This is a genomic window from Microbacterium sp. KSW4-4 (assembly GCF_023091185.1).
GTDB classification, from domain to species: Bacteria; Actinomycetota; Actinomycetes; order Actinomycetales; family Microbacteriaceae; genus Microbacterium; species Microbacterium paraoxydans.
Window position 1 is genome coordinate 829,125 of sequence record NZ_JAHWXJ010000001.1, and the last position, 16,129, is coordinate 845,253.

Here is a 16,129-nt window from a genome sequence, read left to right on the forward strand (position 1 = left end):
GACCTCGCCGAGCAGCTAGGTTCCGGAACTCCGCGAGGAGGCGGCGTCAGTTGCGACCGGCCATGACGCCGCCGTCGGCGTCCCAGACCGCACCGGTCACCCAGCTCGCGCGGTCGGAGAGCAGGAACGCGGCGACCTCGGCGATGTCCTCGGGGGTTCCCACACGGCCGAGCGGGTGGAAGGCGTCGAAGCTCGACACGACTCCGTCGACCTCGTCCTTCGGGATGAAGCCCTCGTAGATGGGCGTCCGTACGACGGCGGGGGCGATCGCGTTCACGCGGATGCCGTGCGACGCGAGCTCCATCCCCAGGTGCTGGGTGAGCGAGTGCAGGCCGGCCTTGGCCATCGAGTACGCCGAGGACGGCGTCGCAGCCACAGCCTGGTGCGCCCACATCGAGCCGAGGTTGACGACGGCTCCGCCCTGGCCCTTCGCGACCATGCCGGAGGCCACCGTCTGGGTGACGAAGAAGGTCGCCCGGTTGAGGTCGAGATACGCGTCGTAGTCCGCTTCGGTGTGCTCGAGGAACGGCTTCGGCGCGAACACGCCCGCGGCGTTCACGAGGAGGTCGGCATCGGCGTGCTCGGCGGCGAGCCGGGCACGGAGTGCTTCCACGCTCGCGGGGTCCGTCAGATCGGCCTGTAGTACGGTCACATCGATGCCCTGGCCGACGAGAGACGTCCGCGCAGCCCCCAGCTTCTCCTCGCGCCGTCCGACCACGACGACCGCGGCCCCCTCGCGTCCGATCCGCTCGGCGATGGCGAGGCCCATCCCGCTCGTGCCCCCGATCACGATCGCGGTGCGTCCGGTGAATTCCCTGTCGAGCTCGGCCATGGTGCGGCTCCTCTCCGTCCTGGACGGCGGGTGCCGTCTCGTCTCCACGCTACGAAGCGGCAGCCGTCGGGAGTAGACGAGCGCACGTGATCGAGTGATAACCCCTGTTTATGAGTCGGCAGTCGCCGCGTCCAGCGAGAGCGCGGCGGTGAGGTCGGCCAAGTCGTCGGCGAGCGGGGAGGAAGGGTCCCAGACCGCCTCGTAGAAGATCTCCACGTCCATGCCGCGTTCACGCAGCGGGCGATGCGGCGCGTCCGGGGAGGCGAGCTTCGAGCGTGGGATGACCGCCGTGCCGAGGCCCAGCTTCGCCCATTCCTCGAGCACCCGATAGGTCGCGGCCTCGCCGTCGTAGGCGCTCAACGGCACGTCGTTCGCGTCGAAGAGATCGGTGGTGAAGGTTGTCAGCCCGCACGTGTCCGGCATCAGGATGAGGGGCGTGTCGGTGAGGTCGCTGAGCTCGACCGCGCCGCCCTGTGACGGCTCGTGGTCCACGACGACCACCGGCTCCGCATCGACGATGCGGTGCCGGAAGCGGGGCATCGGTGCGACGGAGGGGACGAGGATGAGATCCAGCTCCCCGGCGGAGAGCTCACGCCGCAGGTCGGCGACGTTCGCCTCGCGGAGGACGAGCTGCCGCGGCGCCGGCGAGGCGGGAAGCGCGCACACGGCCGTGTAGGCGCGCGCGACGATGGCCGGATTCATGAGCGGCGAGACCCCGACCCGCACCCGCGCATCGGCCGACCGGTTCCAGCGCGCGGCCTCGGCAGCGACCTGGTCCACGGCGAGGAGCGCGCGGTCGATGACCGGGAGGAGATGCGCGCCGAAGGCTGTCGGGACGACCCCGCGGGGCGAGCGCTCGAACAGGCGCTCCCCCAGGCGGTCCTCCAGCTTGGAGATCCCGGTCGAGAGGGCCGGCTGCGTCACGCCGTAGGCACGCGCGGCGGCGCCGAAGGAGTGGGTCTCCGAGACGGCCTGGGCATAGCGGAAGGCTTCGAGGCTCACGCGGTCGCTCATAGCCCGACGTTATCACCGGACGACGGCTGGCCGGGCCGCTCGGGGCAGTCCGCGCTCCGTCAGGCGTAGCCGAGGTCGGGAGCGCCGACCCAAAAGAGGCCCTCCCTCGCGCCGGTCGGGAGCAGGCCCTCTATCCATTCGGCGACGACCACGAGGACGGCTTCCTCCAGGCGATCCCGCGTCCATCCGCGCGGGCGCGAGGGCACCGCGGGCTCCCAGCCGTCCGCGGTCCACTCCACACCGAACAGGTGGCGCTGGTCGTCGAACCGCCGGTCCAGGTCGAAGGCGTCGGCCCCGTCGAACCGCGCCCAGACGTCGAAGGGGCCCTCGCCGTCCTGGTCGACGAAGACGTCGATGAGGATCGCTTCCACACCGCTCTCCGCTTCGACGGCGGCCCGATGCAGGTCCCCCAGCGCGGCGGCGACGCGCTCGCTCTCCCCGTCGAGCACGGCTCGCAGGGCGCGGGCGTAGGGCTCGGCGTCGTCCACGCGCGCTCCGGGCTCCGGAGCGCTCATCGCTCCGGCTCGGCGTCGGTGTCCACGGCGCCGCCCGCGACGAGCTCTCGGATCGCCGACGCGAGCGCATCTCGGGACCGCCCGTGCGGGAAGGCGCCGGATGCGAAGTCCAGCAAGCTGCGACCGTCGGGGAGAGCGGGCGTCGCGGGATCGACGTCACCGTGCACGAGGAGGGTCCGCACCAGCGGCGCCAGCGCGGTCTCCTCGATGTCGCGATGCAGCAGCTGCACGAACGGATGCCCCTCCGGGAGCGTCGCGACGGGTGTCGGGCCCGGGATCGCGCCCCGCTCGAGCAGGCGTCGCAGCACCGGCTCATCCTCCGCGCCCAGCGTGGGGTTGGCGAAGAGGACGTTGACCGGGCTCAGGAACGACAGGGAGGATGAGGCGTCGAGGCGCTGGTCCAAGAGCCAGAGCGCGAGCTCGCGGCGGCGCTGGGGGTGCGGGTTGCTGAGCGCGGCCTCGAGGAGGAACCGGTACCCCGGAGCATCGACGACGACGTCGAGGAGGTCGTTGAGCGTGCCGGTGAGTGCGAGATCGGGGAACACCCCGAGGCCCGCGTAGACGTGCTCGATCTCCTCCCGCTCGGGCACCCGATCGAAGACGAAGCTCGCGTACGACGCATCGAGGAGAGTCGGCGGCCCCATGCGCTCCCCCATCCGCAGAGCCCACTGGAGCTGCGGCACCCCGAGGGCCTCGGAGTAGATGGTCTCCAGGGGGTTCGTCGTGTCCACATCGTCCGGGTCGATGGCGTCACGGACCCGCTGCAGCATCCCCTCCGAGGCGCGCCAGTCGACGTCGTCCCGCCAGAACACCGCGTGCACGGCGGGCAGGGTCGCCGCGCCGGCGAGGAGGTTCTCGGTCCCAGCGGAGCCAGGGGCCGAGGCCCCGCGATGCACGACCGGGAAGAACCCTCCCGGGTCTCGGTCGACCACGAGCGACAGCAGGTCGTCGGGCACGCCGCAGAACAGGGCGACCTGTTCCTCGAAGGAGGGCTCGGGTCGGGCGGCGGCGTCGGGACCCGTCGGATGGGACAGGAGGAGGCCGCGCCCGTCGTGGGTGAAGTACCAGGTCCAGAAGTGGTCTCCGGTGCGGAAGCCGCCGCGCATCGCATCGGGGACGAGGGAGGAGCCGGCGAGCGGCGGGCCGTTCCACGGCAAGGGTCCGGACGCGGGCGCGCCGCCCACGAGGACGGAGACGTCGGAGATGATCCGGGCGCGGATGCGGAGCTCCCATGGGTTGCTCCCGCGCGCGAGGTCGAGCACGGCGTCCGGTCGCGCGATGACGATGATGACCTCGGGGTCGTCGCCGTACGAGGGGTCGGGCGTTCCGGCGACCACAGCGACCGCATGGCCGTTCACCCACCAGAGCGGCGCGGTGAGGAGGCCCGTGGCGCGCATGACGCGGGTGAGCGGACTGCGGCGATCGATCCCGGTCTTCTCGTTGCGAGCATGGATCTCCCCGGCCGTTCCCCACCTTTCGCTCATGACGCCGATGAGGTCGTCCGCCCAGGCCTGCAGCGCATCGACCGTCCACACCTCCCCTGACGCGAGCACGACGCGGAGCGCCCGACCGTGGTCGTCGCGGAGCCCGCGTCCGCCGATCTCGAACGTCCGATCCGCCCAGTCGGCGTCCTCCGGCGAGCGCTCCCACCACGCTCTGGTGACGCGCTCGATGTCCGCCACGAGGTCGTGATAGTCGCCGCTCGTCGGCACCGCGTAGCCGAGGCGGTCCGTGTCGGACGGGCGGTCCTGCTCCGGGTACGGGCACGCGGCGAAGACCCGCTCGAACCAGGTGCGTCGTTCGTCCCCTTCCCGCGACATCTCGTCGACGGTGAGGGCGCCGCCGAGGCGATACGGCTGCCGCACCGCGGCGCCGAAGCCGAAGTCGTCCATGCCGAAGTCGTTGCGGCGGCCGATCTCCATGAGCGAGGGCGAGACGCACCAGTGCTCCCCGTCGAACCACACCGCGCCGGTGATGACCGGCACGGGTTCGTCGCCGAGCATGCGGAACTCCAGATCGTGCTCCGCGACCTCGCCGCGGGCGTCCTCGCCTCGGGCGGCGATGAGGGCGCGGAGGTCGTCCGGAACCCTGTCGAGCATGCGCGCGGCCAGGATCAGCCAGGCCTCCGCCAGGTCCGCCTCCCGTTCGGACGGATCCGCGGCATCCGCCGCATCGCCACCGTGCTGCTGCGCCACCTCCGCGAGGAACTGCGCCGGCGCTTCGTCCGCGAACGTCGACGTCGGGTCCTGGATGAGGACGAGGATGCGGCCGTCGTCCGTGAACGTCCAGACCGTCGTCACCCCGCTGCGCGACTGCAGGCTGAAGCGGGACGCCGGGGTGTCGACGTCGCGCAGCCGCACCTCCCCGGCGCCGAACAGTGTGCTCAGCAGCCAGGCGCGGCGTCGGAGCTCGAGCGGATGCTCGCCGTTCATGAGGAGGTCGTTGTGCATGTCCTCCTCGGGAAGGAGCGCGCTGAGGCTGCCGACGGCGTACTCCCGCGGCAGCACGACCATCGCCTGGCGCAGCATGCTCTCCCGCGGTTCGGCGTCCCAGTTCGTGACCAGCACGCAGTACAGATCGCCGCGGTCCCACATCTCCGCCTCCGGGATGCCGACCGAGACGAGGACCACGTCGAGGATGCCCTCCGGATCCTGGTTCTCCCCCACGAGCGACGGCTTCCGGACCATCGGCGCACCCCACGCTTCGTGCAGCGTCCGGCGCACGCCCTCCGTCCACTCCTCCGCGTAGGCGGCGAATCCGCCCTCGGGGACCACGAGGTCGGCGGGTGGGTTCGGCTGCAGCGACTCGTCGGCGTCGGGGTCGTAGCCGCCGAGCGGGAGCAGCCAGACGCCCTGCGACTCCTCGACCTCCACCCCCTCGAACGTGAAGGCCTCGCGCGTCTCTCCCGCGAGCAGGTGGGCGACGAGTCGGTCGAGGAACCCGGGGACCTCTTCCCTGCCGAACGGCGGTGTGTAGTACGGGAGGTCGTCCTCCGTCTCGCCGCTCGCGTCCGTGTCGTCCCTGCCGGTGTCATCGACCATGCCCCACCCCGTCGTCATCGAAACAGCCTTGGGACGAGCATACGGACGCGCGGCGTCAATCCTCGGAGTCGATGAGCTCGAGGAGCTTCCGCAACTCGTCGCGGATCTCCTCGTGGTCATACTGTCCGGCGCGGCTCTCCCCTGAGATCACTCCGGAGCGGCGCACCTTCCGGAGGTCGCCGAACGGAAAGCTGTACGCCTTCTTCGTCTCGGGGTTCTCGCTCTTGTCGATGCCGAGGTGCCAGTGGGCGAACTCCGTCCATCCGTGCTCGTCGATGAAGCGGTTCTCGTCCTCCGCGCTGGGCGCCGCCTCGGACCAGTCGTCGCGTTCGTCCCGCACGACCTTGCCGTCGCGGACGAGGGAGCGCGCGAGCTTCAGCGCCGGTCGGTTCAGTTCGATAGCCATGGGGGAACGGTAGGACGGGGGACGACGGCACCGCGCCCCCCTTGACGCCCGAGCCCGAAGAGAGCAATCGCGGAGGCCGCCGGGCTCAGCCCCCGATCTGCGTGCGCACCGTCCGTCCTGCGAGCACGGCGTACAGGCCCATCGAGACCAGGAGCCCGACCGGCACCGAGAGGTCGAGCCCGCCCAGCGCCGCGCCGAGCGGGCCGGTCCACACGGTCGTCGACAGGAACATCGCGGTGGCGAAGCCACCGGCGACCACGGAGACGAGACCTGGGATGCCGAAGCCGCCGGTGTACCAGAACCTGCCGCCGGGCCGCTCGTCGAACAGGTCGGTCCCGGAGTACCGGTTGCGGCGCAGGACGATGTCGGCGACGTAGACACCCATCGTGGGCACGGAGATGATCAGCAGGAACTGCAGCATCAGGTTGACGGCGCTGATCAGGTCGGATGCCACGACGAGCACGATCGTGAACGCGCAGCCGAGCGCACCGATGAGGATCGCGGAGGGGATGCGGCGGATCGGCACGCCGATCGACTGCAGCGCCATGCTCGCCGTGTAGGTCGTCATGCCGTTGAGCGAGATGCAGTTCACCAGGACGCCGAGCACGAACAGCGGGGCGAGCCACACCGGCAGCTTCTCGAGCAGGGAGTACTCGATGCCGTTCGCGAGACTGTCAGGCCCGATGGAGCCGCCCAGCACGACGCCGAAGGCGGTGATGAGCACCGCGGGGAAGAGCTGTCCCAGCGCCGTCGCGCCGATGATGCCGGACGCTTTGGTGTCGCGTGGCAGATAGCGGGCCATATCGGCGCTGTTGCTGAACGACAGCGGCGACGATGCCATCAGCGCGAACGCGATCGTGACGCTCACCCACAGCGGCAGCCCGCTGAGCGGCTCGGGCTGCGCGAACCCCCAATCCAGCGCGGGCGCGAGGAAGCCGATGACGAGTGCGAAGATCACGAACAGCCCGATCGAGATCGCCAGGTAGGCCTTCAGGATGAGGGCGTGACCGTACACGGCGACGATCACGGTGATCGTCGAGACCACGACCGCCACCAGGATCGATGCCGCGATCGGATCGGGGAAGCCCCACCGCACGAGCAGTTCGCCGCCGATGAATGACGCCGCCACCCAGTTCAGCGCGAGGAAGACGCCCGAGATGAACCAGCCGTAGAACGCGATGACGATCTTGTTGCCGTGGATGCCGTAGATCGCTCGCTGGACCACGGAGCCGGAGGTGCCGGCGGCCGGTCCGGAGATGGCGACGATACCGGGCAGCAGAGCGAGCGCGCTCGATGCCAGGATCACGAGCAGCGCCTGCCAGATCTCCAGGCCGAGCACGAGCGTCATCGAGGCGCCGACCGTGATGTTCAGCACGCTGACGCCCGGAGCGCTCCAGACGAAGAACAGATCGCGCGCTCTCCCGTGCCGTTGGGCGTCGTCGATGAGTTCGATGCCCCGGGTCTCGGGGGTGCTGGCGGAGTCGACGAAATCGGACTCGGATCCGGGCGCGACGGCACCGGGAGCGGGGGTGGCGGATGTGTCGGACATGACGGTCCTTCCAGAAGGGCACCCTCCTGCGTCGGTGCAGGGGGCGTTCGGGATTCAGGAGCGGGAGCTCATGGTCGCCGGTAGGCGACCTCGCCGTGTACGAGGGTGAGCAGCACGGCTCCGGTGAGCAGGTCGTCGGTCGGCGCGGACAGCGGGTCGATGTCCAGCACGGCGACGTTCGCGAAGAAGCCGGGCGCGATCCGGCCGTAGGCGTCGTCGATCGCGCCGACGTGGGCCGCGCCGGACGTCGCCGCAGCGAGTGCCTGCGCGGCGGTGAACGCACGCTCGGGGTGGTACGGCGGCAGCGCGCGGTCGATCGAGGATCGCCCGGTCATCGCGATGAACAGGTTGTGCAGAGCCTCGTGGGGTGCGGTGGGGGCGTCGGTACCCAGCGCGACGGGAACGTCGACGTCGCGGAACCAGTTCCACGGGAAGCCGTCCTCAGCGCGCTGATCGCCGAGCATCGCCATCCAGTTGTCCAGGATGGCGGGGTCGCAGTGCACCGGCTGCATGGATGCCGCGATGCCGTGCGCGCGCATCCGTGCGACCGTCTCGGGCGCGACCGACTCCAGATGCTCGATGCGCGGGCGGCGGGCGATGTCGGTGCTGTTCGCCCGCTCGCAGGCCTCGACGAGGTCGACGGCCAGTGCGCTCGCCGCGTCTCCGATCGCGTGCATCGCGAGCTGCAGGCCGGCGCGGTCGGCGGCGATCGCGACCGGCGTCGCGGCCTCGCGGCTCCAGATCGGGTCGGCGTTCGAGCCGTCGGCATACGGGCGCACCATCGCGGCGGTGCACGCGTCGATCACGCCGTCGAGGATGAACTTCACCCCGACGACCTTCAGCCACGGCGTGCCCGTGGCATCGAGTTCGTCACGCAGCTGCACCGCACGCTCGACCTGGGCGAGATCGGCTGCCGGATCGCCGGTGGAGCTCAGCCACCAGTGCGCGGTGACCGGGAACGGCAGCCGACCGTCGCGGTCGAGCCGACGCCGCAGCGCCGCCATCGACTGCTCTGTCATCCCCATGTCGGCGGCACCGGTGACGCCGGCCGCCAGATACGCGCCGAAGGCGAGCTCGAGGTGGCCGTCGACCTCCTCCTCGGTCCGGATGCCGTCGAGATAGTCCGCGAGCAGATCCATCGCCGCGGTCTCGAGCAGGAACCCGGTCGCCTCTCCGTCGTCGTCCCGCACGACCTGGCCGCCGATCGGGTCGACGGTGTCGCGGTCTATGCCGGCGGCGCGCAGCGCGGCTGTGTTCACCCAGGTGCTGTGCAGGTCGTTCGCGTCGAGGAAGACCGGGATGTCGTCGATCACCTCGTCGATCATCGCCGCGGTCGGCTGGGTGACGCCGTCAGGCAGAGCGTCGAACAGCCAGCTGACCCCCTCGATGACCGTCGCGTCCGGGTTCATCGCCCGTGCATCGAGCAGCCGCTGCTGGATCTGTGCCACCGAGGTGCAGTCGCGGAGTTGCACCTTGCCCTGCGCGTGGCCGAACATCGTTAGGTGCGCGTGCGCCTCGATGACGCCCGGCATCACGAACGCCCCGCCGAGGTCCACGACGGCGGCACCCTCACCTGCCGCGGCGTGGACCTCCGCCTCCGTGCCGACGGCGAGGATGCGATCGCCGCGCACGGCGAACGCGGACTGCACCGGAGCATCTGCGAGCCCATCGAAGACGATGGCGTTGCGATAGACGGTGGCGGTGTCGGTCATGGTGGTCCCTTCGATCGGGTCAGAGCGCGAGCGCCAGATGCGGGCGGGTGGCGTTTTCGGCCGGAGTGCCGTCGAGCACGTCGGCGCGACGACCGGCGGGGTCGAGCACGACGGTGGCCAGGCTGGCCCACCGCTGTCCCAGCGGAAGCGCGAGGTCGGGTATGCAGGTCACCGGAGGCTCGCCGTCGCCGGTCACGAGCATCGCGCGCAGCTGCTCGGCATCCGTCGCTGCGCCCGCCGACAGCAGTCGACCCCGGAGGAAGTCCCAGCGCTGACCGGAGTCGGGCTGGTACAGCCAGGTCTTCTCGTGCGCCGCCGGTGCTTCGGTGAGGAAGTGATTCGTGCGCAGCCAGGTGCCCTCGGTGATCGCGGGCGCGGAGAACACGCCTTCGGGGCAGATGTCCAGCAGCACGGCGTCGCCCGCGGCGTCGAAGAGCGCGAACGAGCCGGAGCTCGTGACCGGCGCCTCGCGCACCAGTTCGACGGCGTGCGCGACGCTGGAGGCCTCCTCGAGCACGAGAGCGGCGAGCACGTGCATCGGGATGCCCTCTGGCCGGTCGGACCGGTGCCCCAGGATGTTGAAGTGCAGCGCGACGCCGGCGCTGTTCACACCGATCTTGCCGAGGATGCCGCATTCGGTGAGTCCGGCGTAGTCGTGGACGCCGCCGCGCGAGATGATCGTGTGCCAGTACGGCGCGATCTCCATGTGCCAGTCCCACGTCTGCACCCCGAGGGTGCGCGCGCGGCCGTCCGCATCGCGGATCGAGCGCACGATTGTCGAGCACTCCCCCGGCGGTACGGCGATGCTGCGGGACAGGATCTCCGTGCGGCCGTTCAATGCTGCGACGCGCCAGATCTCGGCATCCGCACCGGCGGCGACGCCCTCGATCTGCGCGCGCAGCGCCGGACGGTGGGCATCGATCACGTCGAGCAGCCGCTCGGCGTCGTCGCGCACGGTCTTCTCGTCGACGGCGCCGAGGCGGAAGAGCCGGTCATACGCGTCGATCGCGCCGGGCAGAGTCTCACGCAGCTGCCTGCCGCGCTCGACGCCGCGCTGGAGCGGATCCGAGGCGTCGGCCGTGATCTGCAGGCGCTGCTCCGGGCGCGGAAAGGGCGACGTCACGAGAGTTCCTGTCCGGGAAGAGCGGGAGTGCGCGGCGGTGCAGTACGGCGCTCGCCGGTCGCCTCGAACGCGGCGGCGAGGCGCAGCAGGGCGGAGTCGTCCCAGCCGCGGCCCGCGATGGTCAGCCCCACCGGCATCCCGATGTCTGCCGTCGTGCCCATCGGCACCGTGACGGTCGGGATGCCGAGATGTCGGATCACGAGATTCCCGTTCGCGACCCACACACCGTTGCGCCAACCCGCGTCGGCGGATGCCGGGTTCACGTCCATGTCGGCGGGGCCGACGTCGGCGACGGCGGGGAAGATCACGGCGTCGAGGCCGAGCGCGTCCATCCACTCCTCGAGGTCGACGCGGCGGGTCTCCTCGAGCCCGCGCACGCCCTCCTCGAGATGCGGGATGTCGGTGAATGACGCGTACGGGCGCTCGCGGACGAGGGCCGGATACCCGGCGATCTCGTCATCGAAGCCGGTGTAGCGATCCGGGAGGGCACCTCTCGGATGCGGGAAGATGCTCGCGCCGTCGACGAGTTCGAGCCGGTCGAGCGCGGGGTCGCCGTTCGCGCGCAGGAAGTCGTCCCACGCCCAGGCCGAGAGATCCTCGATCTCGGAGCGCAGGAACCGCTCGGACACCAGTCCCCTGGTGCGCACGGTCGGCGCCCCGGCGCGGTCACCCTCGTAGTTGGTGACGACCGGGAAGTCGACCTCGACCACGTGGGCGCCGGCGTCTTCGAGGTCTCGGCGCGCCTGCTCCCAGAGATCGATGACGGACGCCCGGGTCACGATGCGCTGCCCGGACGCGCCTCCGATGGTGGTGCCGGTGCCGGCATCCGGATCGGCATTGATGTACATGCGCGGCACGCCGAAGCGCCGGCCGGCGAGAGCGGAACGAGGGTCGGCCGCGGCGAGGTCGCGGTACGACGACGGACGCACCTCGGATGCCGCAGGAATACGCACCCACGGCTGGGCGCGCCAGAAGTCGCCGCGGACGTCGGCGTCATCAGCGACGATCACGTCGAGCACCTCGAAGAGATCGGCCATCGTGCGGGTATGCGGCACCACGACGTCCATCGTGGGCACCAGCGGCCAGTTGCCGCGCACGGAGATGACGCCACGGCTGGGCGTGTATGCGCAGAGGGCGTTGTTCGACGCCGGTGCCCGACCGCTCGACCAGGTCTCCTCGCCGAGTCCGAAGGCAGCGAAGCTCGCGGCGGTCGCGGTGCCCGATCCGTTGGAGCCGGATCCGAACGCACTGGTCAGCCAGTCGGCGCTGTACGGGCTCTCCGCTCGTCCGTACACACCGCGCTGCATCCCGCCGTTCGCCATCGGCGGCATGTTGGTCAGGCCGAGGCAGATCGCCCCGCCGGCCCTGAGCCGTTCGATCGTGAACGCGTCCCGCTGCGCGACCAGATCCGCGAACGCCGGGGATCCGCATGCCGCGGTGAGCCCGGCGACGAGGTAGCTGTCCTTCGCTGTGTACGGGATGCCGTCCAGCGGGCCGAGCGAGTGCCGGGCCGCCCTGCGGGCATCGGACGCCGCGGCTTCGGCGAGGGCGTCGGGGTTGCGGACGACGACCGCGTTGAGCGCGGTATCGGTGCCGGGGGCGTCGTACGCGTCGATGCGGGCGAGATAGGCCTGCACCAGCGCGACGCTCGTAGCCGCACCGGTCTCGAGTGCTCGCCGCAGGTCCGCGATGGATGCTTCGACGACGTCGATCATGCGGGTGCCTCGATCGGTGCCGGCTGCTGCTGGGTGATGCAGTGGATGCCGCCGCCGCGCGCGAAGATCGGGCGCGCGTCGACGGTCACGATCTGTCGCCCGGGGTACGCGGATCCGAGGATGTCCCGCGCGCGGGCATCGGCGGCGTCCTCACCGAACCCGCACGCGATCACCGCGTCGTTCACCACGAGGTGGTTGATGTAGCTCCAGTCCACGTACCCCTCGTCGTCGCGGAGGGTCTCGGGGGCCGGGACGTCGATGATCTCGAGCGGGCGGCCCGCGGCATCCGTCTGGTCTTGCAGGAACGCCTTCAGCTCCCGAGTGACGACGTGGTCGGGGTGTCCCGCGTCGTCCTGGCGGTGCAGCAGCACCCGGCCCGGAGCGGCGAACGCGGCGACGATGTCGACGTGCCCGTTGGTGCCGAACTCGTCGTAGTCGCGCGTGAGGCCTCGCGGCAGCCAGATGGCTGTGGTCGCGCCGATCGTGCGTGCGAGTTCGGCTTCGACGCGGCCCCTGTCGGCGTAGGGATTGCGGTTCGGGTCGAGCTGCACGGTCTCGGTGAGCAGCACCGTGCCCTCGCCGTCGACATGGATGCCGCCGCCCTCGTTCACGAGCACCGAACTGATGTGCTCGGCTCCGACGTGTGCAGCGACGATGCGCGCGACGCCGGCCGACACCTGCCACTCGGCCCACGCGGGCGCACCCCAGCCGTTGAAGATCCAGTCGACCGCGCCGAGGACGCCCGGCCGATCGTCGTCGAGGACGAAGGTCGGGCCGAAGTCGCGCATCCAGAACTCGTCCAGCGGCGACTCGACGATCTCGACGGCCGAGCCGAGCATGTCCCGCGCCCGCCCCATCTCGGTCGGGTCCACGACCATCGTGATCGGTTCGAACTCGGCGATCGCCAGGGCGACGTCGGTCCACGCGCGGTACGCCGTGTCGCGCCAGGCAGCACCGTCGCCCAAGGTGACGCCCACGCGCGGAAACGCCATCCAGGTGCGTTCGTGCCGTTCGCCCTCGTGCGGCATCCGCCAGCCCATGTCATCTCCTTTGCCGACAACGGCTTGTTGGTCACATGACCAATACAGGAATGTTCCTACACTGGAGGCACCATGTCAACATCCGATACGCGTCCACGAACCAGGAAGACGCCGGAGCAGCGCGCCGGCGAGATCTACGACGCCGCGATCGCGATCGCCAGGGAGAAGGGACTGTCCGCGCTGACGCTGCGGGCGGTCGCCAGCAGGGCAGGGGTGGCGCCGGGGCTCGTCTCGCACTATGCATCCAGCATGGACGAGTTGGTCGCGCGCACCTTCCGCGAGCTGACGGCATCCGAACTGGACGACGTCCGCACCCAGGCCGAGACCGAGAGCGAGCCGGCGGCACGGATGGCGCGGATGATCTCCACGGTACTCAGCAGCGACCACGACGACATCACGCTCGTGTGGGTGGACGCCTGGTCCCTCGGCCGCGGCAGTGCAGGGCTGTCGGCGGCCATCGACGAACAGATGGGCGCCTGGCAGTCGTTCATCGCGCAGCTCATCGAAGATGGCCGGCGCTCCGGCGTGTTCCGCACCGACGACACGGATGCCGTGGCCTGGCAGATCCTCGCCATGATCGACGGCATCGCAGCACATGCGCTGACCCGCCGCACCGACGCCGCGCTGTTCGCCGCTCGGTTGGCACAGGCCTGCGAGACGCTGGTCGGCGCGGCCCCGGGGAAGATCGCGGAGCACCTTCCCACGCGCTGACGGTCGCGGAGGGCGTGGCCTCCTCATGCCCTCGGCGATCCCGGGAAGGCAGAAGGGCCGGAACCTCGTGCGAGATTCCGGCCCCGGAATGGTCGGGCTGACAGGATTTGAACCTGCGACCCCTTGACCCCCAGTCAAGTGCGCTACCAAGCTGCGCCACAGCCCGTTGTTCTGCACTCTCGCGCAGGCAACTCCCCTATCTTAGCCGCACCGGAGGCACTCTCGCGAACCGAGGCGTTGCGGGGTGTCGGACGCTGCTTGTACCGTCGCCTGCATGTCGACGATCACGACCGCGCTGGCGACGACCGCCCGCTGGGATGACGTGCAGCACGCAATCACCGGCGGGGGCGATGGGGCGAGCTGCCAGTGCATCTGGCCGGTGCTGCCGAACAAGGACTGGAATCAGACGACCACACCTCAGCGCACGGAGATGTTCCGCGCCGAGATCGACGAGGGTCCCCCTCCCGGGCTGGTCGCGTACGTCGACGGCGAGGCCGCGGGCTGGATCCGGATCGGACCGCGCACCCGTCAGGCCCGGATCCCCCGTACCCGCATGATCGCTGCGTCGAGCACCGAGCCATTCGGTGACGAGTCCGTGTGGGCCGTCACCTGCTTCGTCGTCCGCAGGGAGCATCGGGGCACCGGAATCAACGCCGAGCTGCTCGACGCCGCGATCGCCTTCGCGCGAGAGTCGGGCGCCCGCCTCATCGAGGGGTATCCCGTCGACACCCGTGGCGAGAAGCAGCGCGCGAACGATCTGTACCACGGCACGCTCGGAACGTTCCTGCGCGCGGGTTTCACGGAGAAGGCGGTGATGAAGCCGGGGCGCGTGCTCGTCGCCCTGGACATCGCGCCGAGCGGGACCGATAGCGTGAAGGGATGAGCGACGCGAACTCCTCCCTCGACGATCCCGACCTCGGACCGCTCCACCGGGCGACCTCCGAGCTCGACGACGGCTCCGTCCTCACCCACGACTGGTTCGTCGGCAGCGTCGAGGTCGACGGCAGCACCTACGAGCTGATGGTCGAGGGCGCGTCGCCGGACGAGGTCGCTCCACTGCTCCCCCGGCTGCGTGCGGTCATCGCCGGCCTCCCGGGCCTCCGCCGCGTCGCATCGGATGCTGTGGTTACGACCTTCAGCACCGGCGCCCCCGACCCCAGCGAGCTCGACGAGGCGGCGGACGACCTGGACCTCGAGACCATCGAGGCCTCCGGCGACGGCACCGTCGTCCTCCACTTCACAGACTCCTGCGGCGAGCACTTCCCGGAGGGCTACTGGCCGGCCGTGCACCTCGATGCCGAGGGCGCCGTGGCCACGGTCACCGTCGAGTCCTGAGTCGGCCCGGTCCGATCGACCACCTTCGGGACGACATGCCCCTCCGGTCATACGATGGAGGGATGCAGCGCCGCACCCGTCCTCCCGCGATCGTGTGGGCGTTCGTCCCCTACGCCGTGGTCTCCGCCTTGCACGTCGTGCTTCTGGCGCTCGGCCACGATCTCGCGGGTCCGACGAAGCTGCTGCTCATGCCGCTGCTCGCGGTACCGGTGCTGGTGGCGGCGCGACGGATCCACCCACCCGTGACGGTGGCTCTGCTCCTCGTCGCCGTGCTCTTCTCCTGGCTGGGGGACGGCGCGGGCGCGCTGTTCCCCGCGGCACCCGAGCTTCCGCTCATGCTCGCCTTCTTCGGCCTCGCGCACATCGCCTACATCGTCCTCTTCGCCCGCCACCTCGCGCGCCGCCGCCTGCCGTGGTGGAGCGCGATCTACGCCGTCTGGTGGCTCGCGATGATCCTCGTCCTCGGCCCGCACACGGGACCGCTCCTCGTCGGCGTCGCGCTGTATGGCCTGCTCCTCGCGGGCACCGCGGCGTTCGCTGCGCGATGCCATCCGCTCGTCGCGACGGGCGGGGCGCTCTTCCTGGCGAGTGACACGATCCTCGCTTTCCGACTCTTCCTGCCCGACGCGCTCCCGGCCTGGAGCAGCCCCGCCGTGATGCTCACGTACACACTCGGCCAGGGGCTGATCGTCGCCGGCGCCCTCGTCTCCCTGCAGCGGAAGGAACCCTGATGGTCGACAGCGCACGGGTGGACAGCTGGCTCTGGGCGGTGCGCGTCTACAAGACCCGGTCGGCGGCGACCACCGCATGCCGTGCGGGGCATGTGCGCGTCAACGGCGACAAGGCGAAGGCTGCACAGGCGGTCCGCGTGGGCGATGAGCTCCGGATCCGTATCGCGGGTTTCGACCGGATCCTGATCGTGCGCCAGATCCTCGTCAAGCGCGTCGGAGCGCCGCTGGCCGCCCTCGCCTACGAAGATCGGACGCCGGAACGCGAGCCGCAGGCAGCCCTCGGCGTCCGAGACCGCGGCGCCGGACGACCGACGAAGCGGGAGCGTCGGGACATCGACCGCCTCCGCGGACGAGGCGATATACAACACGACTGAGCCCTTCCTGGATTCGAACATACGTTCTAAA

General features: G+C 70.6%; 15 protein-coding genes and 1 tRNA gene. 5 read left to right on the top strand and 11 right to left on the bottom strand.

What is annotated here, in order from left to right; translation table 11 throughout:
- Nucleotides 1-46: 46 nt before the first annotated feature.
- From KZC57_RS04150 to KZC57_RS04195, 10 genes are all read right to left on the bottom strand, one after another.
- Nucleotides 47-832, bottom strand: a complete 786-nt coding sequence (locus KZC57_RS04150; protein WP_060921135.1) for an SDR family NAD(P)-dependent oxidoreductase — start codon at nt 830-832, stop codon at nt 47-49.
- Nucleotides 833-940: 108 nt separating this feature from the next.
- Nucleotides 941-1,846, bottom strand: coding sequence for a LysR family transcriptional regulator (locus KZC57_RS04155; RefSeq protein WP_247641098.1), 906 nt, complete (start codon nt 1,844-1,846; stop codon nt 941-943).
- A 59-nt stretch (nt 1,847-1,905) separates the two neighbouring features.
- Nucleotides 1,906-2,361 (bottom strand): DUF6389 family protein, encoded by a 456-nt coding sequence (locus tag KZC57_RS04160; RefSeq protein ID WP_060921133.1) that lies wholly within the window; start codon nt 2,359-2,361, stop codon nt 1,906-1,908.
- Nucleotides 2,358-5,420, bottom strand: a complete 3,063-nt coding sequence (locus KZC57_RS04165; RefSeq protein WP_247641099.1) for a hypothetical protein — start codon at nt 5,418-5,420, stop codon at nt 2,358-2,360. Before KZC57_RS04165 ends, KZC57_RS04160 begins: the two co-directional genes overlap by 4 nt.
- A 37-nt stretch (nt 5,421-5,457) precedes the next feature.
- On the bottom strand, nt 5,458-5,808 hold the full coding sequence (locus tag KZC57_RS04170; RefSeq protein WP_247641100.1) for a hypothetical protein: 351 nt from the start codon (nt 5,806-5,808) through the stop codon (nt 5,458-5,460).
- Nucleotides 5,809-5,893: 85 nt separating this feature from the next.
- Nucleotides 5,894-7,357 carry a cytosine permease gene (locus KZC57_RS04175; RefSeq protein ID WP_247641101.1) on the bottom strand — a complete coding sequence of 488 codons (1,464 nt, stop codon included), beginning with the start codon at nt 7,355-7,357 and terminating at the stop codon, nt 5,894-5,896.
- Nucleotides 7,358-7,425: 68 nt separating this feature from the next.
- Nucleotides 7,426-9,069: an amidohydrolase gene (locus KZC57_RS04180; protein WP_247641102.1), complete on the bottom strand. Its 1,644-nt coding sequence runs from the start codon at nt 9,067-9,069 to the stop codon at nt 7,426-7,428.
- Nucleotides 9,070-9,088: 19 nt separating this feature from the next.
- Entirely contained in the window at nt 9,089-10,192 is a 1,104-nt protein-coding gene (locus KZC57_RS04185) for a C45 family peptidase (RefSeq protein ID WP_247641103.1), read from the bottom strand.
- Nucleotides 10,189-11,907, bottom strand: a complete 1,719-nt coding sequence (locus tag KZC57_RS04190; protein WP_247641104.1) for an amidase — start codon at nt 11,905-11,907, stop codon at nt 10,189-10,191. Before KZC57_RS04190 ends, KZC57_RS04185 begins: the two co-directional genes overlap by 4 nt.
- Nucleotides 11,904-12,947 carry an agmatine/peptidylarginine deiminase gene (locus KZC57_RS04195; RefSeq protein WP_247641105.1) on the bottom strand — a complete coding sequence of 348 codons (1,044 nt, stop codon included), beginning with the start codon at nt 12,945-12,947 and terminating at the stop codon, nt 11,904-11,906. The genes KZC57_RS04190 and KZC57_RS04195 overlap by 4 nt, the downstream gene beginning before the upstream one ends.
- Before the next feature lie 72 nt (nt 12,948-13,019).
- Between KZC57_RS04195 and KZC57_RS04200 the strand changes: the two genes are divergently transcribed.
- Entirely contained in the window at nt 13,020-13,658 is a 639-nt protein-coding gene (locus KZC57_RS04200; protein ID WP_247641106.1) for a TetR/AcrR family transcriptional regulator, read from the top strand.
- 89 nt (nt 13,659-13,747) lie between these two features.
- Here KZC57_RS04200 and KZC57_RS04205 read toward each other — a convergent pair.
- Nucleotides 13,748-13,824, bottom strand: a tRNA-Pro gene (locus KZC57_RS04205).
- Between the two features lie 108 nt (nt 13,825-13,932).
- Between KZC57_RS04205 and KZC57_RS04210 the strand changes: the two genes are divergently transcribed.
- The 4 genes from KZC57_RS04210 to KZC57_RS04225 all read left to right on the top strand — a co-directional run bounded on the left by KZC57_RS04210 (nt 13,933) and on the right by KZC57_RS04225 (nt 16,098).
- Nucleotides 13,933-14,541: a GNAT family N-acetyltransferase gene (locus KZC57_RS04210; protein WP_247641107.1), complete on the top strand. Its 609-nt coding sequence runs from the start codon at nt 13,933-13,935 to the stop codon at nt 14,539-14,541.
- Nucleotides 14,538-14,993: a hypothetical protein gene (locus tag KZC57_RS04215; protein WP_247641108.1), complete on the top strand. Its 456-nt coding sequence runs from the start codon at nt 14,538-14,540 to the stop codon at nt 14,991-14,993. The genes KZC57_RS04210 and KZC57_RS04215 overlap by 4 nt, the downstream gene beginning before the upstream one ends.
- Nucleotides 14,994-15,055: 62 nt before the next feature.
- The gene (locus KZC57_RS04220; protein ID WP_247641109.1) at nt 15,056-15,724 is read left to right on the top strand and encodes a lysoplasmalogenase; all 669 of its coding nucleotides are present in this window, start codon (nt 15,056-15,058) and stop codon (nt 15,722-15,724) included.
- Nucleotides 15,724-16,098, top strand: coding sequence for an RNA-binding S4 domain-containing protein (locus tag KZC57_RS04225; protein ID WP_025105136.1), 375 nt, complete (start codon nt 15,724-15,726; stop codon nt 16,096-16,098). The genes KZC57_RS04220 and KZC57_RS04225 overlap by 1 nt, the downstream gene beginning before the upstream one ends.
- Nucleotides 16,099-16,129 lie beyond the last annotated feature (31 nt).